The sequence below is a fragment of the Hyphomicrobium album genome, from assembly GCF_009708035.1.
Taxonomy (GTDB): domain Bacteria; phylum Pseudomonadota; class Alphaproteobacteria; order Rhizobiales; family Hyphomicrobiaceae; genus Hyphomicrobium_A; species Hyphomicrobium_A album.
The window spans coordinates 613,390-633,892 of record NZ_WMBQ01000001.1 but is presented as its reverse complement, the minus strand read 5'-3'; the positions used below and the strand labels follow the sequence as shown (position 1 = coordinate 633,892).

24 protein-coding genes are annotated in these 20,503 nt (G+C 64.7%); 13 read left to right on the top strand and 11 right to left on the bottom strand.

The window, feature by feature from the left end:
* The first annotated feature begins 57 nt into the window (after positions 1 to 57).
* A complete protein-coding gene (locus tag GIW81_RS03100; protein ID WP_154737872.1) occupies positions 58 to 1,851 on the top strand; it encodes a cation:proton antiporter domain-containing protein in 1,794 nt (597 codons plus the stop codon).
* 7 nt (positions 1,852 to 1,858) lie between these two features.
* Here the strand turns inward: GIW81_RS03100 and GIW81_RS03095 are convergent, their stop codons facing one another.
* A complete protein-coding gene (locus GIW81_RS03095) occupies positions 1,859 to 2,068 on the bottom strand; it encodes a hypothetical protein (protein ID WP_154737871.1) in 210 nt (69 codons plus the stop codon).
* 129 nt (positions 2,069 to 2,197) lie between these two features.
* Here GIW81_RS03095 and GIW81_RS03090 point away from each other — a divergent pair, with 129 nt between their 5' ends.
* On the top strand, positions 2,198 to 2,362 hold the full coding sequence (locus GIW81_RS03090; protein WP_154737870.1) for a hypothetical protein: 165 nt from the start codon (positions 2,198 to 2,200) through the stop codon (positions 2,360 to 2,362).
* A 6-nt stretch (positions 2,363 to 2,368) separates the two neighbouring features.
* Here GIW81_RS03090 and GIW81_RS03085 read toward each other — a convergent pair whose 3' ends face one another.
* Positions 2,369 to 3,352: a glycerophosphodiester phosphodiesterase family protein gene (locus GIW81_RS03085; protein ID WP_154737869.1), complete on the bottom strand. Its 984-nt coding sequence runs from the start codon at positions 3,350 to 3,352 to the stop codon at positions 2,369 to 2,371.
* Between the two features lie 195 nt (positions 3,353 to 3,547).
* Between GIW81_RS03085 and GIW81_RS03080 the strand changes: the two genes are divergently transcribed.
* A complete protein-coding gene (locus tag GIW81_RS03080; RefSeq protein ID WP_154737868.1) occupies positions 3,548 to 4,027 on the top strand; it encodes a DUF992 domain-containing protein in 480 nt (159 codons plus the stop codon).
* A gap of 95 nt (positions 4,028 to 4,122) precedes the next feature.
* Positions 4,123 to 4,536, top strand: coding sequence for a hypothetical protein (locus GIW81_RS03075; RefSeq protein ID WP_154737867.1), 414 nt, complete (start codon positions 4,123 to 4,125; stop codon positions 4,534 to 4,536).
* A gap of 53 nt (positions 4,537 to 4,589) precedes the next feature.
* Here the strand turns inward: GIW81_RS03075 and GIW81_RS03070 are convergent, their stop codons facing one another.
* Positions 4,590 to 5,810: an NADP-dependent isocitrate dehydrogenase gene (locus GIW81_RS03070; protein WP_154737866.1), complete on the bottom strand. Its 1,221-nt coding sequence runs from the start codon at positions 5,808 to 5,810 to the stop codon at positions 4,590 to 4,592.
* A 94-nt stretch (positions 5,811 to 5,904) separates the two neighbouring features.
* Here GIW81_RS03070 and GIW81_RS03065 point away from each other — a divergent pair, with 94 nt between their 5' ends.
* From GIW81_RS03065 to rpsD, 4 genes are all read left to right on the top strand, one after another.
* Positions 5,905 to 6,873, top strand: coding sequence for a DUF1963 domain-containing protein (locus GIW81_RS03065; protein ID WP_154737865.1), 969 nt, complete (start codon positions 5,905 to 5,907; stop codon positions 6,871 to 6,873).
* Positions 6,874 to 6,888: 15 nt separating this feature from the next.
* Positions 6,889 to 8,154 carry an RNA methyltransferase gene (locus GIW81_RS03060; protein ID WP_324614874.1) on the top strand — a complete coding sequence of 422 codons (1,266 nt, stop codon included), beginning with the start codon at positions 6,889 to 6,891 and terminating at the stop codon, positions 8,152 to 8,154.
* Between the two features lie 171 nt (positions 8,155 to 8,325).
* A complete protein-coding gene (locus GIW81_RS03055) occupies positions 8,326 to 8,940 on the top strand; it encodes a hypothetical protein (RefSeq protein WP_229309064.1) in 615 nt (204 codons plus the stop codon).
* Positions 8,941 to 9,164: 224 nt separating this feature from the next.
* Positions 9,165 to 9,782 (top strand): 30S ribosomal protein S4, encoded by a 618-nt coding sequence (gene rpsD / locus GIW81_RS03050; protein ID WP_154737863.1) that lies wholly within the window; start codon positions 9,165 to 9,167, stop codon positions 9,780 to 9,782.
* 69 nt (positions 9,783 to 9,851) lie between these two features.
* Here the strand turns inward: rpsD and GIW81_RS03045 are convergent, their stop codons facing one another.
* Together GIW81_RS03045 and GIW81_RS03040 are read right to left on the bottom strand one after the other, a co-directional pair.
* Positions 9,852 to 10,961, bottom strand: coding sequence for a paraquat-inducible protein A (locus GIW81_RS03045; protein WP_154737862.1), 1,110 nt, complete (start codon positions 10,959 to 10,961; stop codon positions 9,852 to 9,854).
* Positions 10,962 to 11,413: 452 nt separating this feature from the next.
* Entirely contained in the window at positions 11,414 to 12,481 is a 1,068-nt protein-coding gene (locus GIW81_RS03040) for a PstS family phosphate ABC transporter substrate-binding protein (RefSeq protein WP_154737861.1), read from the bottom strand.
* A 587-nt stretch (positions 12,482 to 13,068) separates the two neighbouring features.
* Here GIW81_RS03040 and GIW81_RS03035 point away from each other — a divergent pair.
* The 3 genes from GIW81_RS03035 to GIW81_RS03025 all read left to right on the top strand — a co-directional run bounded on the left by GIW81_RS03035 (position 13,069) and on the right by GIW81_RS03025 (position 14,563).
* The gene (locus GIW81_RS03035) at positions 13,069 to 13,413 is read left to right on the top strand and encodes a hypothetical protein (protein WP_154737860.1); all 345 of its coding nucleotides are present in this window, start codon (positions 13,069 to 13,071) and stop codon (positions 13,411 to 13,413) included.
* 460 nt (positions 13,414 to 13,873) lie between these two features.
* Positions 13,874 to 14,149, top strand: a complete 276-nt coding sequence (locus GIW81_RS03030; protein WP_154737859.1) for a hypothetical protein — start codon at positions 13,874 to 13,876, stop codon at positions 14,147 to 14,149.
* A 213-nt stretch (positions 14,150 to 14,362) separates the two neighbouring features.
* The gene (locus tag GIW81_RS03025) at positions 14,363 to 14,563 is read left to right on the top strand and encodes a hypothetical protein (protein ID WP_154737858.1); all 201 of its coding nucleotides are present in this window, start codon (positions 14,363 to 14,365) and stop codon (positions 14,561 to 14,563) included.
* 25 nt (positions 14,564 to 14,588) lie between these two features.
* On the opposite strand, the gene grxD is transcribed toward GIW81_RS03025, so the two are convergent.
* Together grxD and GIW81_RS03015 are read right to left on the bottom strand one after the other, a co-directional pair.
* Entirely contained in the window at positions 14,589 to 14,945 is a 357-nt protein-coding gene (gene grxD, locus GIW81_RS03020; protein ID WP_154737857.1) for a Grx4 family monothiol glutaredoxin, read from the bottom strand.
* A gap of 190 nt (positions 14,946 to 15,135) precedes the next feature.
* Positions 15,136 to 15,366, bottom strand: a complete 231-nt coding sequence (locus GIW81_RS03015; protein WP_154739474.1) for a BolA/IbaG family iron-sulfur metabolism protein — start codon at positions 15,364 to 15,366, stop codon at positions 15,136 to 15,138.
* 140 nt (positions 15,367 to 15,506) lie between these two features.
* Here GIW81_RS03015 and GIW81_RS03010 point away from each other — a divergent pair, with 140 nt between their 5' ends.
* The gene (locus tag GIW81_RS03010) at positions 15,507 to 15,695 is read left to right on the top strand and encodes a hypothetical protein (RefSeq protein WP_154737856.1); all 189 of its coding nucleotides are present in this window, start codon (positions 15,507 to 15,509) and stop codon (positions 15,693 to 15,695) included.
* Between the two features lie 40 nt (positions 15,696 to 15,735).
* On the opposite strand, the gene GIW81_RS03005 is transcribed toward GIW81_RS03010, so the two are convergent.
* Positions 15,736 to 16,119, bottom strand: coding sequence for a nuclear transport factor 2 family protein (locus GIW81_RS03005; protein WP_154737855.1), 384 nt, complete (start codon positions 16,117 to 16,119; stop codon positions 15,736 to 15,738).
* Positions 16,120 to 16,137: 18 nt separating this feature from the next.
* Positions 16,138 to 18,357, bottom strand: coding sequence for a phosphoribosylformylglycinamidine synthase subunit PurL (gene purL, locus GIW81_RS03000; protein ID WP_154737854.1), 2,220 nt, complete (start codon positions 18,355 to 18,357; stop codon positions 16,138 to 16,140).
* A gap of 461 nt (positions 18,358 to 18,818) precedes the next feature.
* Between purL and GIW81_RS02995 the strand changes: the two genes are divergently transcribed.
* A complete protein-coding gene (locus GIW81_RS02995) occupies positions 18,819 to 19,208 on the top strand; it encodes a hypothetical protein (RefSeq protein ID WP_154737853.1) in 390 nt (129 codons plus the stop codon).
* A gap of 124 nt (positions 19,209 to 19,332) precedes the next feature.
* Here GIW81_RS02995 and purQ read toward each other — a convergent pair whose 3' ends face one another.
* Complete coding sequence (gene purQ, locus GIW81_RS02990; protein WP_154737852.1) at positions 19,333 to 20,037, bottom strand: phosphoribosylformylglycinamidine synthase subunit PurQ; 705 nt, start codon at positions 20,035 to 20,037, stop codon at positions 19,333 to 19,335.
* A 17-nt stretch (positions 20,038 to 20,054) separates the two neighbouring features.
* Entirely contained in the window at positions 20,055 to 20,501 is a 447-nt protein-coding gene (locus tag GIW81_RS02985; RefSeq protein WP_154737851.1) for a hypothetical protein, read from the bottom strand.
* Positions 20,502 to 20,503: the final 2 nt, after the last annotated feature.

Genomic DNA, 20,503 nt, shown 5'->3' with positions numbered 1-20,503 from the left:
TGATCGACGAGATGACCTCGCATGTGATGCGTGGCGGGGCATCGCGCGGGGAACGAGATGACGGCGGAAGGCACCGATTTCACCATCTATCGCGAGGCGATGATCGTCCTCGCCACCGCGGCTGTGCTCGTGCCGCTCGGTCAACGCTTCCGCCTCAGCCCCATCCTCGGCTTTTTGATCGCTGGTGCCGTGCTCGGTCCGCATGGGCTGGGTGCGCTCCAGGGCGTGCTCCCCCCGCTGCAATGGATAACGGTCTCCGAGGAGCGCGGCCTCGGCGCTATGGCCGAGCTCGGCGTCGTCTTCCTGCTGTTCATCATCGGCCTCGAACTATCACTGACGCGCCTCATTACCATGCGGCGGCTGGTGTTCGGGCTCGGCACGCTGCAGGTGTCGATCTCGGCGGTCATCATCGGCTCAATAGCGGCGCTTTATGGAGCCGGCGCCGGAGCGGCGACGCTCATCGGTTTCTCGCTGGCGCTATCGTCGACGGCGGTCGTCATCGAGGTGCTGTCGCGCGGTGGACGGCTGAGCAGCAGCACCGGCAGAACCTCTTTCGCGATCCTGCTTCTGCAGGATCTCGCAGTCGTTCCGCTGCTGTTCCTCGTCAACATTCTGGGTCCCGAAAGTGAAGGCAACCTGCTTGCCGGCCTGGCGCAGGCATTCGGGCAGGCGGTGCTTGTCATCGGGCTGATTGCGCTGGTCGGCAAAGCGTTGCTTCGCCCGCTGTTCCGCTCCGTCGCCGCGGCGGGCTCCACCGAGCTGTTCGTCGCCGCAGCGCTGTTCGTCGCCGTCGGCAGCGGCCTCGTCACCGCGGCGGCCGGGCTGTCGATGGCTTTGGGCGCGTTCGTCGCCGGCCTACTGCTCGCGGAAACCGAGTATCACCGCGCCATCGAGGCAACCATCGACCCCTTCAAGGGGCTGCTGCTTGGCGTGTTCTTCTTCTCCGTCGGCATGAGCCTCGACATCGCCTACCTGTGGAACAACCCGCTGCCGATCATGCTCGGCCTTCTCTGCCTCATCGCCATAAAGTCCGGCGTCCTCGTCGTACTGCTGCGCTGGTTCCGGGTGTCTTGGCCGGCGACGATCGAAACCTCGGCGCTCTTGGGTCCGGGCGGCGAGTTCGCGTTCATCGTCATCGGGCTCGCGATGGCAAAGAAGATCGTCGAGCCGGGTATGGGTGAGCTGGTGCTGGCGCTCACGTCGTTCTCGATGGCGCTGGTGCCGGCGCTCGATTACGTAGCCCGCCGCTGGTCGCGCTCTCTCACCACCAAGAGGGAGGCTGCCGACCCGGCGCTGAGTGTGCCGCCACCGAAGGAGCACTTCGACGCCATCGTCATCGGATGCGGGCGCGTGGGCGCGCTGGTTTCGGAGATGCTCAAGCGACATGGCGTAAAGCACATCATCGTCGAGCGCGACCCCGCCGTGGTGTCTCGCTGCCGTGAGGAGGGCTACCCCGTATATTTCGGCGATGCCAAGAACCCGCAGTTCCTGAAGCGCTGCGGCCTCGACGAAGCCAGGGGCGTGGTTATCACCATCAACAAGCCATCGGCCGTCAGTGAAATCGTTACGGCGCTGCGCGAGCTGCGCGACGACATCATCATCGTTGCCCGCGCCCGCGACGCGGAGCACGCCCGCCAGCTCTACAAGCAGAAGGTTTCCGATGCGGTTCCCGAGACGATCGAGGCGAGCCTTCAGCTCTCCGAGGCGACGCTCGTAGGTCTCGGCGTCCCGACCGGCCCGGTCATCGCTTCGATCCACGAGAAGCGCGACGAGTTCCGCGAGCAGCTGCAGGGCGCCGCCGGCCGGCCGACGCGCGGGCTGCGCGCCAGCCAAAAGAAGCGGTCGCCGTAGGGTCTCGCTATTGCGGCGCAGTTGTCGTCGGCGTCGGGGCGACCGGGGCATTGTCCGGGGCCCGGATATTTCCGCCAAAGAATACATATGCGCAGGTTGCAGCAAAGGCGATCAAGATGATGATTGCCAGCGGTGATGTGCGCGTGTGCTGGGGGATGACCTTTCGCTCGACCACCACACCGTCGTGATCGAGGTCGTCGTTGATGACCTGGGCCATGGCATTTTACTCCCGACATTTCGCCGTTGGTTAACTGTCGCGAAAAACCGGTGAGCCGACTGCTTCGTTCCATATCGGCGGCATGGAACGAGCAGCCCGCGACCGCGTTTGGGGCGCATGGAAATGCCGATGCGCGATGTCTTGGCAGGATTGCCCTTCAAAATAAAGCTCATGCTCCTGCATGTGCAAAGGGCGGAGCGAGAACGCCGGGCCGCGCCCGCCGCCGTGACGGTTCCGCCGGAGGCGCAGGCTCCGATCGTCATCGAGCCGATCGCCCACCGCCGCGTCTCGTAGCGAACCTCAGTTCGCGGCGCCGCGGACCTTGGGTCCGATGCGGTCGATGCGATTTGTCCAGATTCCGCCGGCGTATCCGTTCGGTAGAGCCGCCAGCTGTCCCAAATCGTCGACGCCGCTCGTGCCGAAGCTCCCGTCGTAAGGGCCGAGCACGAACACATCGACGCCCGCGCTTTGCATGCGCTGCTGGAATTTGTGCGGCCATCCCCACAGCCACGGCGCGAAGTTGAGTGGCACCAGCATCATGCCCTTGCGGCACGCGGCCGGCACATAGCCCGACCAGCCGAGCGCGGCGTAACCTAACAGGCAGCACTGCAGCGACTTCTTTGAGCCGATGGCGACGTCGGCCAGCTTCTCGTGCACAAGCTCGGTCGGCAGCGTGCCGCCGTACGCCATCAGACGGGCGCGCGCATCGGGTGCGAGCTTGGCGAGATACGCAGCGAGCTTCTCGCCTTCGCTGAGGTCGTTGCTCTTGATGTTGATGAGGAAGCGCTTGTCGGGAAACCTGGCGAGCACCTCATCGAGCGTCGGCATCAAGCCGACGCCCTTGCCGCGCAACGGAAACGTCTTGCCGCCGTCCGCGGTGTAGCCATAGCCGACATCAAGCCGCTTCAAGTCCGACATGGCGTGGTCGCGCGTCCTGCCCTTGCCCTCGGTGCGGCAGTCGAGCGTCCAGTCATGGAAGACGGCGAACTGGCCGTCGGTCGTCGGGTGAATGTCGAACTCGACCACGTCCGCGCCGGCGGCAAACGCCGCCTCCACAGAGGGCAGCGTGTTCTCGATGAACTCGTGCTCGGGTGGATTGATGCGCGTCGCCGTGCAGGTGTCGCGCTCGAGGTCTTCGCGCGAGTACGTCTGGGCTAGACCGCGATGGGCGAGCAGCACCGGCTTACCGCTCGGCGGGGCGGAGAGGAGCGAGGTGTTGTTGTGCCAGGCAAAGGCGGCGAACACAGTGATGGCGAGGAGCAGGTAACGCAGGAACTTCTTCATTTGGTCCGATGTCTCTGGTGCGTTGCGGCGGGCACCAGAGGAGGCCAAGACGGCGCTGCAAGGGCGGCCGTGCGGCACGGCGGTGTTTACCTTGTCGGTGTGGCGACGGCGCAGCGCGGCCAGCTCTGATTGCCCCCCGCCGCCGCCGTGCTATGGAATTGCAGCCATCAACGTCCAGCCACGGGGAACCATCCAATGCGTCTGGCTCAATTTGCGCGACTGTCTGGCATCGGCCTCTGCTCCGCCGCGTTCGCCTTGGCGATGCCGGCGCGTGCCGCGCACATCGAAATCGGGTTCCTGAACTGCAAGGTCTCAGGCGGGATCGGTTTCGTCTTCGGCTCCAGCAAGGAGCTCGAGTGCGTGTTCAAGGGACCGCACGGCAGCGAGGACTATCACGGGTCGATCGACCGCTTCGGCATCGACCTCGGGTTTACCGATGGCGGCAAGATCGTATGGACCGTCTTCGCGCCGTCCAAGGATGTGCCCGCCGGCGCCCTCGCCGGCGGCTATGCGGGTGTTTCCGCTGAGGCGACCGCGGGTCTCGGCATCGGCGCCAATGCGTTGCTTGGCGGCTCCAACAAATCGATCGCGCTGCAGCCGCTGAGCGTGCAGGGCCAGGAAGGCCTCAACGTTGCCGTCGGCGTCGCGGAGCTGCGCCTGCGCCCCGGGGCCTAGGAACTCCGAGTGAGCCGCCTTGAGCGTAGCGGAACCCGACGTCTTCCTGCAGACGCATCATACCGATACGACTCTGGGCCGGGAGCGATGCTCGTATGGCAAAGAAATTTTGGTACTTTCCGCTTATCGCGTGTTTGGCCTTGCCAATCTACAGCGTGCTTGGTGCTGACACCTCATTCGAGAGGCACTTCTGCGATCGAATTAAGAGCGAACCGGAATTCAGTCTTGGGGATATGCTGCCCAGCGATATGTATTGCGTGCTGCCAGGCGGGGAATTTCCGCATCCGTTTGTGCGCGCAAGGTTTGATGGCTACGCGTACCAACAAGCGCGAGCTGGAGACAGCCAAGATAACTGGTTCGTTTTGCTAGTCTCTGAGTACAATAAAACTGTCGAGGTTCTGCCTATCGCCTATCGGCAGGCAAACTTGAAAAACACTACGTCAATCTGTTCAGCAAGACTTAGAATCTATGCCTCGCCTGACAAATCCGTGCTCGCTGTCGAGCGGTAAGGACGCGGCGCCCGGCGGACGGCTCCCGAGAGAGGAGTCGCCACGCAAACTCATCAGGCCGCCTTGGTCATCTCGGCTTTGAGGTTCTGGTCGACCTTGTCGAGGAAGCCGGTAGTCGACAGCCACTTCTGCTTGTCGCCGACCAGCAGCGCCAGATCCTTGGTCATGAACCCCGACTCGACCGTGCGGATGCACACGCGCTCAATCGAAGCGGCGAACTGCGCCAGGGCCTCGTTGCCGTCGAGCTTGGCCCGGTGCGCCAGGGCGCGCGACCAGGCGAAGATCGACGCGATGGCGTTGGTTGACGTCTCCTTGCCCTTCTGGTGCTCGCGGTAGTGGCGTGTGACGGTGCCGTGCGCAGCCTCGGCCTCGACGGTCTTGCCGTCCGGCGTCATCAACACGCTGGTCATCAGGCCGAGTGAGCCGAAGCCCTGCGCGACGGTGTCGGACTGCACGTCGCCGTCGTAGTTCTTTAGCGCCCACACGTAGCCGCCCGACCACTTCAGGGCCGAGGCGACCATGTCGTCGATCAGGCGGTGCTCGTAAGTGAGCTTGCGCTTCTTGAACTCCTCGGCGAATTCGGCGTCGAACACCTCCTGGAACAGATCCTTGAAGCGACCGTCGTAGGCCTTGAGGATGGTGTTCTTGGTCGACAGGTAGGCCGGATAGTTGCGATTGAGCGCGTAATTGAAGGTGGCGCGCGCGAACTCGCGGATGCTGTCGTCGAGATTGTACATGGCGAGCGCGACGCCGCTGGAGGGCGCCTTGAACACCTCGCGCTCGATCGTCTCGCCGTTCTCGCCCACAAACTTGATGGTTAGCGTGCCCTTGCCGGGGAAACGGAAATCGGTGGCGCGGTACTGGTCGCCGTAGGCGTGGCGGCCGATGACGATGGGCTGCGTCCAGCCGGGCACCAGGCGGGGCACGTTGCGGCAGATGATGGGCTCGCGGAAGATGACGCCGCCGAGGATGTTGCGGATCGTCCCGTTGGGGCTCTTCCACATCTCCTTCAAATTGAACTCTTTGACGCGCGCCTCGTCCGGCGTGATGGTCGCGCACTTGACGCCGACGCCGTGCTTCTTGATGGCATTGGCGGCGTCGATGGTGACCTGATCGTTGGTGGCGTCGCGGTTCTCGATCGACAGGTCGTAGTATTCGAGCGGCACGTCGAGATAGGGGAGGATCAGCTTGTCCTTGATCAGCTTCCAGATGATGCGGGTCATCTCGTCGCCGTCGAGCTCGACGACGGTTCCGGTCACCTTGATCTTCTGCATGAGCGCGCCTTCGCGGGTCGATATGACGTTGGGAACAGGACCGGCGATGGCCCCGGCTTAATCTCGGACGTTTGATTCAATCGCGAGTGAAATCATGTTCGAGAACAGAGCCGATATCCAACCATTTCTTGCCGAGACGGAACTTGGGCTTTTTGCCGCGGAGATCGCGGGGCTGTGCAAACCGAGCCTCTGCTTTGAGCCGAGCGCAGCGCAGGTTGGCGGCACGCGCTTCGGCGGCGAGCCGGACGTGCCACCCGACTTCTCGTGGCCGGCGCGCGAGGCGTACGTCCACGGTGCGGCGCTGGCGGCGCGGCTGGCCGGTCGCGGCGAACGCTTCGCCAGCCGCTTCACGATGCCAGCACCGCTCGATTTCGTCTGCCAGATCGATTTGACGGATCACGCAGTGAAACGGGCACTTGGCTCTTGGCTTCCCAGCGAGGGACGGCTTCTGTTCTTCTGGGATGCCGGTTGCGGTCCGTGGATCGAGGACACTCGATCGGCGCGGGTGATCTGGGACCCAAGTCCGGCCGCGGGCTTGAAGCGGCAAGCACGGCCGCCTGCACTTCTCGAGTATCTCGGCCGCGACGAGCGTGAAGGCTGCAAGCGGGCGACCGCTGCCGCCGCGCTGCCGGCGTGGTCGCTGCCCGATCGCTTCCTGGTGCAGGAGATTGCCGAATCCGATGGTCTGCGAGAAGCGGCCGTCGCCGACGAAAGCGACGACTTCTGGGGCGACGTGATGGACAGGGGGCTGACGACGCTCACCTCCGGTCGCAAGGTGCTCGCCCATCGCCTCGGCGGGTGGCCGATCCCCGAGCAGGGAGATCCCCGTTTCACCGCCGCCGCCTCGGCCAATGGCTTCTTAAGGCTCTTCGACCGCTCCCCCACCGAGGCCGAGGCCGAAGCGTGCGGCCGCGAGGTGCCGGCATGGACGATGTTGCTGCAAGTCGATATGGCTTCGCTCGGCACGGATTTCGCCGAAGGGACCGTATACTTCGTCATGCGTGCCGATGACCTGGAGCGGCGCGACTTCAGCCGTGTCCATGCCGTCTATCAGCAGACTTGAGAAGAAGGAGCCGAGGTGACGCTGGAGGCGCAAGCAGGATTGCCGGTCGAGGCGATCGGCGGCGTGCCAGTCTTCGGTCCGCGCGCCACGCCCGTTGCCGAGGTCGTGCACGCCTGTCATGAGCGCACCATCGACGTGGCGCTGGCCGAGCTGGCGATCCCCGGACTCGACCGCACGACGCTCGGTTCGGTTCTGGCCTATTGCGCGGAGCTGCGCTGCGAGGCGGATGCCGTCACCTGTCCCGGATGCAAGCGGCGCACGGAGATTGAAGGCATCCGTAGCCTCGACGACTTCATCGCCCGCCACAAGGAGATCGTCGTCGGTGACGGTGCCGTGCGCCTCATGGGCCGGGGCGAGGGCACGCTACACACCCCGGCGCTCGCGGCGCTTGAGAAAACGTGGTCGGGCGAAAACTACTGGTTCTGGGCCCGGCGCGTAATGCGCAAGCTGCGTCACGGCATCCGCCGCGCCAACGTCCAGGGCACCGCATTTGCCGCGCCGGGAGAGTCGCCCTCGGTCATGCTGATGGAGCCGCAGCTCCCCGACAACATAGGCATGGTGGCGCGCGCCATGGCCAATTTTGGTCTCGACGACCTGCGCCTCATTGCGCCGCGTGACGGCTGGCCGAACGAGAAGGCGCGCATCGCGGCATCGGGCGCCAACTATATCATCGACGACGCCGGCGCCTTTCCGACGCTCGAGGCGGCGATCGCAGACTGCAACTGGCTGGCCGCGACGACGGCGCGCCAGCGCGACTTGCGCAAGCCAGTGATGACGCCCATCGAGGCCGTGGCCGAGATGCGCCGGCGTATAGCGGCCGGCGAGCGCTGCGGGGTGCTGTTCGGCCGCGAGCGCTCGGGCCTAGAGACCGATGAGGTCGCCCATGCCGATGCACTCGTCATGATCCCGGTAAATTCTCGTTTCGCTTCTCTCAACCTGGCGCAGGCCGTGCTCATCCTCGGGTACGAGTGGATGCGGGGCAGTGATGCACAAAGTCTCGGGCGGGTAACCACGTACGAGAAGCCGTTGGAGGCGGGTCTCTACATGGGGGACGACCGGCCGGCGACGAAGGAGGAACTCCTCGGATTTCTTAAGCATCTCGAAGACGAGCTGGATCGGCTGGGGTTCTTCAACCCGGGGCACAAGCGCGCCACCGTGATTAGAAATCTGCGGACGATGTATGCCCGGATGGGGGCCACCGAGCAGGAAGTCCGCACCCTGCGTGGTATTGTTGCAACGCTCGCAAAGGGCAAGGGACATGCCCGCAAGCCGCCTACTTAGCCGCCATGATCTGGCCAAGTTTTCAGCCGAGCGATGCCGCTCCCACGGGCAGCAATTTGTGCTCTTCATCGCGCGGCACATGCGCCGAGAAGCAACAGTAACAATATAACGCAGGGACAGTTTCAGGAGATGCGGATCATGAAATGGGCGGGGAGGGGTTGGGCGTGCGCCATGGCGGCTGTCGCCGTGGTGGCGGCAACGCCGGTCGGCGCGCAAGAGCTCAGCGAGAAGGCGACGCGCACCTTCATGGAATATGCGTGGACCTTGACACCGGAGCGCTTCACCAAGCCCAACGGTGAGACGATCCTTATCGATAAGACGAACCGCGACGCAGTGCTCGTGCCCCTCGACGTTGCGCGCGAGGTCATTCGCGCCGGCCGGCTGTCGGCCCACGCCCAGGTGTGCGGCCTTGCGCAGGAGCAGGGCGAAAATCACGAGTCGCTGATGCGCCGCCAGGTGCAGAGCAAGAAGTGGTCGCCGCAGCAGATGGTTTACATCAACCAGCTCCACTTGACGGTGGTGATGCTCCTCACGGGCCGCATCAAGCTGGTCGAGAGGCCCGACAATCCCGAAGCCGCCAAGGCCGCCGGCGCCGATGCGGCAAAGGAGGTCGTGGTCGCCGAGGAGGCCCAGAAGGCAGCGCAGACCTGCTCGGCCGAGCAGAAGACCAAGGTCAAGGAGATGATCGCCGCATACGTGAAGACCGGTCCGGCGCTCGCCTCCAACGGAGCCGCAGCGGCCGCCCCGGCAGCCGCTCCTGCGGCGGCGCCAGCGGCGACCAAGTAGGCCAGGCAGGCCGCATTTTAGGGCGCCCGGACCCGCGGCGGTTGACGGCGCCCCTGCCAATCGGTATCTAGCCATCCACGCGGGCCATCGTTTTGGCCCGCGTTTTAATTGCGCACCTGCGGCAGCGTCCATTCGTGGCGCGGCCTGTCGGCTCCCGAGGGTCAACCCCGGCGGGCAGAGGAGGGGGCGCTCCAAACCGATGCAACCATTGGAGTGCTGTTGCCATGACCAAGCGCATTCGCGCCAAGCACAAGATCGATCGCCGCCTCGGCGAGAACATTTGGGGCCGTCCGAAGAGCCCGCTCAACCGCCGCGAGTCGCGGCCGGGCCAGCACGGCGAGCGCCGCGTGCAGAAGCTGTCCGACTACGGCCAGCAGCTCAAGGCGAAGCAGAAGCTCAAGGGCTACTACGCCAACCTCAACGAGCGGCAGTTCCACCGCATCTACGTCGAGGCCTCGCGTCTCAAGGGCTCGACCTCCGAGCACGTGATCGGCCTGCTCGAGCGCCGTCTCGACGCCATCGTCTACCGCGCCAAGTTCGTGCCGACCGTGTTCGCCGCGCGCCAGTTCGTCAGCCACGGCCACGTGACGGTCAACGGCCGCCGCGTCACCGTGCCGAGCTATCGCTGCAAGGTCGGCGACGTGGTCGAGGTGAAGGAGAAGTCGCGCCAGCTGCCGCTCGTGCTCGAGGCGATCAAGAGCGCCGAGCGCGACGTGCCCGACTACGTCGAGGCGGATCACAATCGCATGGCGGCGAAGTTCCTGCGCGTGCCGGCGCTGTCGGACGTGCCCTATCCGGTGCACATGGAGCCGAACCTGGTGGTCGAGTTCTACTCGCGCTAACCGGCAATCCGCAGAACCGAATTTGCAAAGGCCTCCGTACCCCGGGGGCCTTTGTCGTATTGTGACGCCTCACAGCGGCCCGGGATCGGCGACGGGGCTCAAGGGGCGGTGGCGGCGCGCCGGGTTGCTGGGCAGCGTCACGAGCTCGGCCCCCGCCGGCGGCGTGGCGACGTCGGCTGTGCCGCGCGCGGCCACGGCCCGGCTCGGGGGCACGGTGTTGGCCCAGCCGTAGGCCAGCATGGTGATGATCGCCGAGGCGGCGAAGAAGTAGACGCCGGGCATCACCGCCGCTTCCGTATAGCCCGACGAGTTCACGTAGAAGATCATCAGCGCCAGCACCATGACGTCGGTCATCGAGTAGCGGCCGAGCCACTCCATGGTCGAGAAGGAGCGGCGGCGGAACTCCGGCGACAGATCCGGCGAGGTGACGAGCGTCAGCAGATAGAACAGCTTCAGGAACGGGAAGAAGATCGAGACGGCGAACACCACCGTGCAGAGGAAGTACTCGTCGCTCTCGTACAGCGCCCAGATGATGGTCGCGATCGAGTGCTCGTTGGTCCACACGTAGACGGTGGTGAAGCGGATCACCGGCAGGATGACGCCGAGCGCGAAGAACACCGTCGCTAGGATGATGAGGAAGCTCAGGAAGAAATTGCGGACGACCGATAGCTGCTTCGGCACCTGCGGCTCGCTTCCCATGCTACCGGCCGCGGCAATGCCGGTCTTGAGCCAGGCGTAGGAGAGGATCATCAGCACCACGGCGGCGGTGAAGAGGTAGACCGCCGGCAGGCTCGCCGCGTCGTACACGCCCTGGCTCTTCAGGAAGAAGATCATCAGCGCCAGCACCAGCACGTCGTGCATCGACCATTTGCCGATCCACTCGATGGCCTTGAGGCGCTTGGCGTGGCGGCGTAGCTCGGCCGCCGGCAGGGTCGAGACGAGCAGCAGGTAGAGCAGCTTCACGATGGGGAAGACGATCGAGAAGACGAGCACGACGAGGCCGAGAAACGTCTGCCCCTGTTTCAGCAGCACTTCCACGGTCGAGATCAGCGAGTACTCGCTCGACCAGAACATGAACTTCGTGAGCTTGAGGATCGGCAGGCTGATGCCGAGCGCCAGGCACACGGCGGCGCCGATGATCGCGAAGCTCAACAGAAAGCGACGGCCGCCGAGCCGCATGGATGCGTATCCCCAAAGTACCGGCGGCTATGATAGTGGCGGGCCGCCCGCCCGTCACTCAAGGCAGGCCGCGCGGCAAAACTAGGGCCGGGGGCGCCGTCCCTGCCCCGCGTCAGACGCTCAGCAGCTGCGTCCCTCTGATGGGCAAGGTGGGGTGAGTATGGGGCTAGTGGAGAGGGCGGGGCTAAGATTCACTTCGACCAATATCAGCCCAATTGGTCCGCTCGCCACTCAATAAGCCGCCGAGACGTCCTTGTCAGCGTTGGGCAGCTGACTTCTTCGCTCGGACAGCGCCGCGACCGCTATGGGCCAATTCCGGACCTAGCATCGTGGGGCGAAGTCGAGCTGAAGCTCTTCACCGACTTGTCCGACACCGGGACTGATGAAGACTACAACTCGACCTCGCAACTCATCGAACTCGATACCCGCGCGTCAGGCGCAACCCTCGTGTCTTACTTCTCCGGGGCGGCCATCGGGGTGAGCTCGGCAGCCGCCTTCGCTGCCTTCTCGATGTCTTCCTTGGGCATAGAGATCATGCCCTTGCCGACGAGGTAGCCGTCCTCACCGATCGTCTTGTCCGAGACGTACTCGGCAAGGAACTCCTTCATACCCGGGATCAAGGCGACATGGGCCTTCTTCACGTAGATGAAGAGCGCACGCGAGCCGGGGTACTTGCCGTTCGCGATGTCCTCGTAGGTGGCTTCAACGCCGCCAACCTGGACGCTCTTGATCTTTGACTTGTTCTCCTCGAGGAACGAGAAGCCAAAGATGCCGACGGCGTCCGGATTGCCCTCAAGCTTCTGCACGATCAGGTTGTCGTTCTCGCCGGCGTCGATGTAGGCGCCGTCCTCGCGGAGGGATTTCCAGACCTTCTCGTAGTCCTTGGTGCCGTTCTTCTCGTCAGCGTCCTTCAGCTCCCTGAGCGCGCCGAACCCCTTGGCGCCCTTTTCCATGATGAGTTCAAGGAACGCGTCGCGCGTGCCGGAGGTCGGCGGGGGACCGAGAACCTCGATCTTGGTCGCGGGGAGCAGCGGATCGATGTCTTGCCAGACCTTGTGAGGGTTCGGGATGAACTTCAAATTCTCGTCGTGAATTTCCTTGGCGAGGGCCAAGAAGAGCTCCTCCTGCTGCAGGCTGAAGTCGGGGCTGCTCTTGGAGTGGGCGATCACAATGCCATCAAGGCCGAACTTGATCTCGACGATGTCCGTGACGCCGTTCTTCTGGCAGTCCTCGAATTCGGCCTTCTTCATCGGACGCGAGGCGTTTGCGATGTCGGGAGTTGCCTCCCCGATACCGGCGCAGAACAGCTTGAGGCCGCCGCCCGTGCCGGTCGATTCCACGACCGGCGTTTTGCCGCTCGCCTTGCCGAAATGCTCGGCGACTGCGGTCGTAAAGGGGTAGACTGTCGACGAGCCAACGGCGCGGATTTGGTCGCGCGCGAACGCCGTGGTCGAGAGAGCCGAAGTGGCCGCGAATGCGATCGCAGCCAAGGTCAGACCATTCTTGAAATTGGGTGTCATGTGGCCTCGAAGACTCCAACAGGTTGTGGCCGGGCAGCGCTTTATTTCCAGCCATTTTGGGCGCTCGGCGTTTCTAGCCAACCCAAACAAAGCTTTTGCGACGGTTTAGCATATTGATCGGGTTGCCGATCCTTGACGCGATCTCGAGATCGCTCTGGAGCCGCGTCGACGGTCGTGCCCGAGAACGCGATCTTCACGGCCTTGACGGCAACCGGAGCACTCGATGTTCGTCATCGGTGCAGCCGCCCGCCGTCGATGCCAACTTGGGTCCAACACCGACCCACGGCCCGTTTCGAAACGAGCGCCCTGGATCGTCAGTATCTAAGTAAGTGAAGCGGCTGCGCGCACATCGAGGAGCTGATGCACCCGGCCCGTGATGACGGCGAGCGAGTAGTCTGCCCAGCCGCGGGCTTGCCAATCCGGCCGGGTGCCAATGCATCAGACTTCGGCGCGCGGGGTCTAGTCCGAACCGTCCGCCCATCGTGTCATATGTTTGTAATGTTAGTTTCGCAGAAGCTTGCGCGTGTTTGCGGGGAGGCAGGCGGAACCAGCGGCTCTCCCGTAGTGGTATGTATAGGGGAAAAATCATGAACAAAACTATTGTGCTCGCACTCGCAGCCTCCTTCGGCCTGTTGCTGGCATCGAACGCATTCGCCCAATGCGTCGTCAACGTCAACCGCACGGCCTGCGCGGGCAAGGAATCGGAGTCCTACAGCAAGTGCGGTGGCTCGAAGTCGTGCGACAAGGACTATTCCGCGAGCACCGAAGCGGCTTGCATCGCAGCCGCAAAGGAAAACTGCCCGAATTCGCGCCTGGACATCACCAAGTCCAAGATCGTCAAGGCGCGGCTCAATGGTAAGGTGCTGAAGGGCCCCTACGGCGGGAACTTCTGCTCACAGAGCCGCCCCGACTTCAACAAGTGCAAGTCATAATTGGCGACGGGTTCTGCAAAGAACTCGAAAAAGCGGAGGCCGGGCTTATCCCGGTCTCCGTTCGCGTTTTCGGTTACGTTGCAGCATTTGCCGGACGGCTATTGATCGTCGAAATGCCCTCGCGCACCGCGACCGCAACCGGGTCGCCGTCCTTCACGCCGCCTGCCTCATGCCGCTGGGATTCACGGCGCGCGAGGCGCAGGCAGATAGCGTAAGCGTAGGAGGAGCGGCAGGTAGCGCTAAGCCAGCAGCTGCGTCTCGTCGTAGACGACGCACTTCCCGTCGAGCATCGCCGTCAGCTCACCCGCTTCCAGCATCTCGCGGCCGATGTCGCCGCCGCCGACGAACTCGTCCTGTCGACGTTCGCCTCATGGGAGCCGTTCCTTGCGGAACAGCGCGCGCGCATTCTTTCGCTAAGTTGGGGCTCCCCTTAGGCGTAATGAGGATCCGAGTAGCCCCAATGATCACGACATCAAAACAGATAACGCTGGCCGCCGCAGGCGGCTTGGTCAGCCTTGTCCTTCTCGCCACCCAGGTGTTCGCCTACAGCGAAGCCGTAATCAATGCCTGCACCGACGACTACCTGGCTCACTGCAGCGCCTATGACGAAAACAGCGCGCAGGGCGAGCGCTGCATGCGCGCCGTCGGCGGCAAACTCTCGCAGGGCTGTGTCAACGCACTTGTTGCCTCCGGCGAGGTCTCCAAGACCGCAGTTGGGCGCCGAACCAAGCGCTAAGAGACTGCCTAACGCGCGCGGGCGCTCGAGGCCGACAGGGCGAGGCGCTAAGCCAGCGTCGGCTCGCCCGCCTGCAGCATCCGGCCCGCACGCCTCTCTGGCATGAAGGCGGGCCGTGAAGCTCGGGCAATGTGCCCGGAACTTCGGGCTAGCGCCGAACGGTACCGGGGCGATACATAATCGCTAGCGAGAGCGACGCAGGAACCGCGCCCAATGCTGAGCATCATCCTTACGGCGTGTCTGATCGCCGATCCCGGGCAGTGCCGGGAGTTCAAGATCCAGACCGACTTCCAGATGCCCACCAAGTACTGCACGATGAAGGCGCAGCCGGTTGTCGCGCAGTGGTCCGGGGAGCATCCGCAGTGGGAGATCAAGGGGTGGAGCTGCCAGCCGTCGACGTTGAACGACACGTGAGACGCGCAATGCGTGATGCCGCGGCCTAAGCCAGCAGCTGCGTCTTGTCGTAGGCGACGCCCTTTTCGTCGAACATGGCCGTCAGCTCGCCCGCTTCCAGCATTTCGCGGACGATGTCGCAGCCGCCGACGAACTCGCCCTTCACGTAGAGCTGCGGGATGGTCGGCCAGTTGGAGAACGCCTTGATCCCCTCGCGCACGCCCATGTCCTGCAGGACGTTGATGTCTTTGTAGTCGATGCCGAGGGCGCGCAGGATGTGGTCCACCTGGGCCGAGAACCCGCACTGCGGCATGTTCTTGTTGCCCTTCATGAACAGGACGACGTCGTTCGACGCGATCGTCTTGCGGATCCAGTCCTGGACGTCCTGTTGCGGGTCGCTCATTTCGGGCCTCTCGAATGCGTGGCTATCGGCGGGCATCATCCCCCGCCTCTAGGCGGCAATGTGTGGATTGGCGCCGCGAAGTCAACTTCTGCCCCTCGCGGCGGAGCCGCGGCAGGGATCGAGGGCGGAGCCGCGGCAGGGATCGAGGGCGGAGCCGCGGCAGGGATCGAGGGCGGAGCCGCGGCAGGGATCAGGGGGCCGCGGTGGTCAGCGCCAGCGCGTGCAGGACCCCGCCCATACGGCCGCCCAACGCCTCGTAGACCATCTGGTGCTGCTGCACCCGCGATTTGCCCTTGAATTCCTGCGCCACGACGTGCGCCGCGTAGTGGTCGCCGTCGCCGGCGAGGTCGCGGATCTCCACCAGTGCGTCGGGGAATTTGGCCTTGATCAGCCGTTCGATTTCGCCGGCGTCCATGGCCATGCTGCGCGTCTCCTCGAGAAGTTCGGTCCAGGGGCTGAGCATAAGCCGATTTGCCAGCAATCCCAACGGGCTCCCGGCCGAATATCTGGAACGAAAAGCGCGCATGCGCGTTGCGCCGGAGCAAGGGAGCGCGGAGATTTATGACCGACCAGACTAACGCGCCGGAAAATCTCACAAAATTGGCCGAAGAGGCGAAGCTGGTGGCGGAGACGACGCAGGATCCGAACCGGCGCCGCATGCTGCGGATGATGGCGCTCAAGTATAAGCGCCTGGCCAGGTTCGCCGGCACCCATCCCGACAACGACGACGAGCAGGGCCACGGCGGTTGACGTCCGGTGGGATGTGCGCCGATCCGCTGGTTGAGCGCGATCAAAACATGCCGTTGGAGTTGGCGGCGGTGGCCGGGATGACTTGCAGGACGTCCCAATGCTCGACGATCTTGCCGTCGTCGGTCAGGCGGAAAATGTCGATGCCGGCGTAGTCCTTGTCGCCGGGCCACTGCTGGAAGCAGTGGAGGATGACGTAGTTTCCCTCGGCGAACACGCGCTTGAACTCGACGCGCTTGCCCGGGTATTCGCGCGCCATGCGCTCGAAGTAGTCGACGAAGCCCTGCTTACCGTCTTGAACGTGTGGATTGTGCTGGATGTATTCGCTACCGGCGTACCGCGCCAACGCTTCGGCGGGCTGGCACTGATTGAACATCAGGTCGTAGAAGGCCGTCACGTTTGACTTGTTGCGCTCTAGATCGGCCATGCGCCCTCGTTCGCGGAACTAGTGGCCGGCGGCCATGTATTGCGGCAGCCAGGCTTCGTGCGCGGCGCGCAGGTCGGCGAGCTTCAGCGTCGGCTCGCCCTTGAGGCCGATGCTGTCGCCGCCGGTGCGGGCGACGATGCGTGACGGCAGCGCCAGCAGCCGGGCGCGCTCCAGGACTTCCTCGGCCAGCATCGGATCGACCGACAGCACGTAGCGGCCCTGGTCCTCGCCGAACCAGATGGCGTGCGCCGGCAGCCGCCCCTCGTAGGCGAAAACCTCGACGCCCATGCCGCCGGCCAGCGCCATCTCGGCGATGGCGACCAGTAGGCCGCCGTCCGACACGTCGTGCACGGCCGAGACCTTGCCCTCGCGGATCAGCGCGCGGACCAGGCGGCCGGCCTTGATCTCGTCGGCGAGGTCGACGGGCGGCGGCGCGCCTTCGAATTTGCCGGTGGCGTGCTCCTGGTAGAGCGACTGGCCCAGATGCCCGGCCTCGCGGCCGACGAGGATCAGGAGGTCGCTGTCTCGCTTCAACTTGATGTCGGCCATGCGCGAGACGTCCGGCACGAGGCCGACGCCGCCGATGGCGGGCGTGGGCGGAATGCCGACGCCGTTGGTCTCGTTGTAGAGCGAGACGTTGCCCGACACGACCGGATAGTCGAGCACGCGGCAGGCCTCCGCCATGCCCTTCACCGAGCCGACGAACTGGCCCATCACCTCGGGCCGCTCGGGGTTGGCGAAGTTCATGTTGTCGGTGATGGCGAGCGGATCGGCGCCGACGGCGGTCAGGTTGCGCCACGTCTCGACGACCGCCTGCTTGGTGCCCATGACCGGGTCGGCGGCGACGTAGCGGGGCGTCACGTCGCAAACGACGGCGAGGCCCTTTTGCGTCCCGTGGACACGGACCACGGCGGCGTCGCCGCCCGGGCGCTGCACCGTATCGCCCATGACCATGTGGTCGTACTGCTCCCAGATCCAGCGGCGCGAGGCGAGCGCCGGGCCGCTCATCATCGCCTTGAGCGTCTCGAGGATGGCGTTGGGCGCCGGCACCCATTCGGGGAGGATCATCTTCGGCGGCGTGATCGGGTACCACGGGCGCTCGTAGACGGGCGCCGAGTTGGCGAGCGTGGTGACGGGAATGTCGGCTTCCACCTGGCCGCGGTGGGTGACGATCATGCGGCCGGTGTCGGTCGTCTCGCCGACGACGGCGAAGTCGAGGCCCCACTTCTTGAAGATCGCCTCGGCCTCGGGCTCGGAGCCGGGCTTCAAGATGATGAGCATGCGCTCCTGGCTTTCCGAGAGCATCATCTCGTAGGCCGTCATGCCGGTTTCGCGCTGGGGCACGTGGTCGAGGTCGAGGTGGATGCCGACGCCACCCTTGTCGGCCATCTCGCACGAGGACGATGTGAGGCCGGCGGCGCCCATGTCCTGGATGGCGATGATGACGTCCTTGGCCATCAGCTCCAGGCACGCCTCGATGAGCAGCTTCTCGGTGAACGGGTCGCCGACCTGCACGGTCGGGCGCTTCTCGTCGGATTTGTCGTCGAACTCGGCCGACGCCATGGTGGCGCCGTGGATGCCGTCGCGGCCGGTCTTCGAGCCGACGTAGATCACCGGCAGGCCGACGCCCTTGGCGGCCGAGTAGAAGATCTTGTCGGTGCGCGCGAGGCCGGCGCACATCGCATTGACGAGGATGTTGTTGTTGTAGCCCTTGTCGAAGTTGGTCTCGCCGCCGACGGTCGGCACGCCGACGCAATTGCCGTAACCGCCGATGCCGGAGACGACGCCGTCGACGAGGTGCCGCGTCTTCGGATGCTCGGGTGCGCCGAAGCGCAAGGCGTTGAGATTGGCGACGGGGCGGGCGCCCATGGTGAACACGTCGCGCATGATGCCCCCGACGCCGGTCGCCGCGCCCTGGTAGGGCTCGATGTAGCTCGGGTGGTTGTGGCTCTCCATCTTGAAGATCACGGCATCGCCGTCGCCGAGGTCGACGACGCCGGCGTTCTCGCCGGGGCCCTGGATCACCTGCTTGCCGGTCGTGGGCAGTGTCCTCAGCCACACGCGCGAGGATTTATAGGAGCAGTGCTCCGACCACATGACCGAGAAGATGCCGAGTTCGGTGAAGCTCGGCTCGCGGCCGAGGATTTTCAGCAACCGCTGGTACTCGGCCGGCGTCAGTCCGTGCTCGGCGACGATCTCCGGCGTGATCTCGAAACGGCTCTCGGCTTTGGCATCCATGCGCGCGCGCTTGGCCTCGGTGCGATTCTCAAGGGTGCAGATGGAGCGCTTATAGCGACCGCTTTCCGGCTTGTCGCCCCACGCACGGGGCCTCGAAAACAGGGCGTGCCACCCGCGGCGCGAACGACACGCCGATGACACTGCGCAAAGCGCGGGCAGGGCGAAGCCTACGCGGCTGTGTACGCCGGGGGATCGTTGACAGAATCGGCGTTCGTGGAAGTGGCGGAGACGATTGGGAATCTTGTTCGTGGTTCGCACGCCTCGCGGCGTTTCGGGCTACCCCGTGGGGTGGGACATTGGCATCACCCGCGACAGTTGCGCGCTGCATGCTGAGCATTACTGCAATGCAACATTCTGTATTTTCCCTGCCGAGTCCGAGGCTTAACTATGTGCCCAGCGGCCGGCGATGTTTCCCCCAGTTTTGTCCGCCGGCTTTTCTCTGCAACAGAAGGAACTGGTGCATGTCCGCGATGAAGAAGGGCGCAGTTGTTGCCGCCATGCTTGCCGGGTTCACCGCACTCGGAGTTCAGAGTGCCACCGCAGACGACACTGCCAAGACGTTCAAGCCACTGCACGGCATCAGCCTGCACGTCGGTTCCAAGCACGCCGTCGGCTACTTCGTGCCGACCAACGGTGTCTGCGAGCTGACGCTCGTGGTGGGCGAGGAGCCGGCCGATGAAGGGATCCTGGTTGTCACGCCGACCCGCTTCCGCGCTTCGGTCAAGGCTGGCCAGCACGCTCGCTTCGACACCGGCGAGGGCAAGGAGCTCGCGTTCCACTGCGCGCAGTCTGCCACTGCCATGACGGTTCAGACCATGCAGCAGACGGCCTATACGCCGGCTGCCAACTAACGCTCCGATCGCCCGAGCGGTTATCGGCGAGGGCGTTAATCGGCAGCGCAAACACGACACGACCCCCTTTTCGGCGAGGTGGTCAAAGACGCGTCGGACCTTCGGGTCCGGCGCGTTTTTCATTTCAGACGGTGGTTTCGATCGCGCTGAGCAGCGCGCTCTCGAACATGCGGCGGCCGTCGGCGCCGCCCAGCGACAGCTCGAACAGGCGCTCGGGATGCGGCATCAGCCCGACAATCCGGCCGCTCGCGTCGCAGATGCCGGCGATGTTGCGCTGGGCGCCGTTGGGATTGGCCTCCGGCGTCGCCTCGCCGGCCGCATCGGCATAGCGAAACACGACGCGGCCTTCACCCTCCAGGCGATCGAGCGTCTCCTTGTCGGCGAAGTAGTTGCCCTCGGCGTGGGCGATCGGCAGGCGCACGACCTCGCCCTTGCGGTAGCACTTGGTGACGATGGTCTCGACGTTGTCGACGCGCAGGGTGACGTCGCGGCAGATGAATTTCAGCGACGCGTTACGCATCAGGACGCCCGGCAGGAGGCCCGACTCGCACAGCACCTGGAAGCCGTTGCAGATGCCGAGTACGGGCGTGCCGGCTTTGGCCTTGGCAATCACGTCGCGCATGATCGGCGAGTGCGCCGCCATGGCGCCGCAGCGCAGGTAGTCGCCGTAGGAGAAGCCGCCCGGCAGGACGATGAGATCGGAGGCCGGCACGCTGGCGTCGCCGTGCCAGACCATCTTCACCGGGAAGCCCGTGATCTTCTCCAGCGCGACCTGCACGTCGCGGTCGCAGTTGGAGCCGGGGAAGACGACGACGGAGGCGCGCAGCATTTAGGGTCCTGTTCGCATTAGTGTGGGGGAGCCAGCGGCGAGCGGCTCTGCTTGCCGCGCTCGACCTCGTCCCGCGAGGCATCGGTCAGCTTCTTATCACCGGATTTCATCTCCGCCATCAGGGCGGAGAGTTGATCCGCGCTTCCATAGCCGCAGACTTTGCTCTGGGCGGTCCACACGCCCGTCACCTGCTTGCGGAAGGTGCGTATGGTTGCCGCCGGATAGGCCGGGTGCCAGCGCGTGGTGAAGCCGTATTCGACGCGCCAGACGTCGGGCTCAGCCAGCTTCACCGTTACAAAGCCCCCGTCCTCACCGCGCTCGGCGCCGGGAAGCGCCTGGACCACCGCCTGCAGCGAGGCAAAATCCACTGTGCAGTCGAGCGTCGGGAGATTGACCGTTTGCGCGACCGCGGCCGCCGGGGCGATGACGCCGGCAAGCCAGACTGCGGTGCGGGATTGCTGCATCG

Coding starts and splice junctions, on each gene's coding strand:
- GIW81_RS03100 (WP_154737872.1), top strand. CDS start 58: ATGACGGCGGAAGGCACCGATTTCACCATCTATCGCGAGGCGATGATC.
- GIW81_RS03095 (WP_154737871.1), bottom strand. CDS start 2,068: ATGGCCCAGGTCATCAACGACGACCTCGATCACGACGGTGTGGTGGTC.
- GIW81_RS03090 (WP_154737870.1), top strand. CDS start 2,198: ATGCGCGATGTCTTGGCAGGATTGCCCTTCAAAATAAAGCTCATGCTC.
- GIW81_RS03085 (WP_154737869.1), bottom strand. CDS start 3,352: ATGAAGAAGTTCCTGCGTTACCTGCTCCTCGCCATCACTGTGTTCGCC.
- GIW81_RS03080 (WP_154737868.1), top strand. CDS start 3,548: ATGCGTCTGGCTCAATTTGCGCGACTGTCTGGCATCGGCCTCTGCTCC.
- GIW81_RS03075 (WP_154737867.1), top strand. CDS start 4,123: ATGGCAAAGAAATTTTGGTACTTTCCGCTTATCGCGTGTTTGGCCTTG.
- GIW81_RS03070 (WP_154737866.1), bottom strand. CDS start 5,810: ATGCAGAAGATCAAGGTGACCGGAACCGTCGTCGAGCTCGACGGCGAC.
- GIW81_RS03065 (WP_154737865.1), top strand. CDS start 5,905: ATGTTCGAGAACAGAGCCGATATCCAACCATTTCTTGCCGAGACGGAA.
- GIW81_RS03055 (WP_229309064.1), top strand. CDS start 8,326: ATGGCGGCTGTCGCCGTGGTGGCGGCAACGCCGGTCGGCGCGCAAGAG.
- rpsD (WP_154737863.1), top strand. CDS start 9,165: ATGACCAAGCGCATTCGCGCCAAGCACAAGATCGATCGCCGCCTCGGC.
- GIW81_RS03045 (WP_154737862.1), bottom strand. CDS start 10,961: ATGCGGCTCGGCGGCCGTCGCTTTCTGTTGAGCTTCGCGATCATCGGC.
- GIW81_RS03040 (WP_154737861.1), bottom strand. CDS start 12,481: ATGACACCCAATTTCAAGAATGGTCTGACCTTGGCTGCGATCGCATTC.
- GIW81_RS03035 (WP_154737860.1), top strand. CDS start 13,069: ATGAACAAAACTATTGTGCTCGCACTCGCAGCCTCCTTCGGCCTGTTG.
- GIW81_RS03030 (WP_154737859.1), top strand. CDS start 13,874: ATGATCACGACATCAAAACAGATAACGCTGGCCGCCGCAGGCGGCTTG.
- GIW81_RS03025 (WP_154737858.1), top strand. CDS start 14,363: ATGCTGAGCATCATCCTTACGGCGTGTCTGATCGCCGATCCCGGGCAG.
- grxD (WP_154737857.1), bottom strand. CDS start 14,945: ATGAGCGACCCGCAACAGGACGTCCAGGACTGGATCCGCAAGACGATC.
- GIW81_RS03015 (WP_154739474.1), bottom strand. CDS start 15,366: ATGGCCATGGACGCCGGCGAAATCGAACGGCTGATCAAGGCCAAATTC.
- GIW81_RS03010 (WP_154737856.1), top strand. CDS start 15,507: ATGACCGACCAGACTAACGCGCCGGAAAATCTCACAAAATTGGCCGAA.
- GIW81_RS03005 (WP_154737855.1), bottom strand. CDS start 16,119: ATGGCCGATCTAGAGCGCAACAAGTCAAACGTGACGGCCTTCTACGAC.
- purL (WP_154737854.1), bottom strand. CDS start 18,357: ATGGATGCCAAAGCCGAGAGCCGTTTCGAGATCACGCCGGAGATCGTC.
- GIW81_RS02995 (WP_154737853.1), top strand. CDS start 18,819: ATGTCCGCGATGAAGAAGGGCGCAGTTGTTGCCGCCATGCTTGCCGGG.
- purQ (WP_154737852.1), bottom strand. CDS start 20,037: ATGCTGCGCGCCTCCGTCGTCGTCTTCCCCGGCTCCAACTGCGACCGC.
- GIW81_RS02985 (WP_154737851.1), bottom strand. CDS start 20,501: ATGCAGCAATCCCGCACCGCAGTCTGGCTTGCCGGCGTCATCGCCCCG.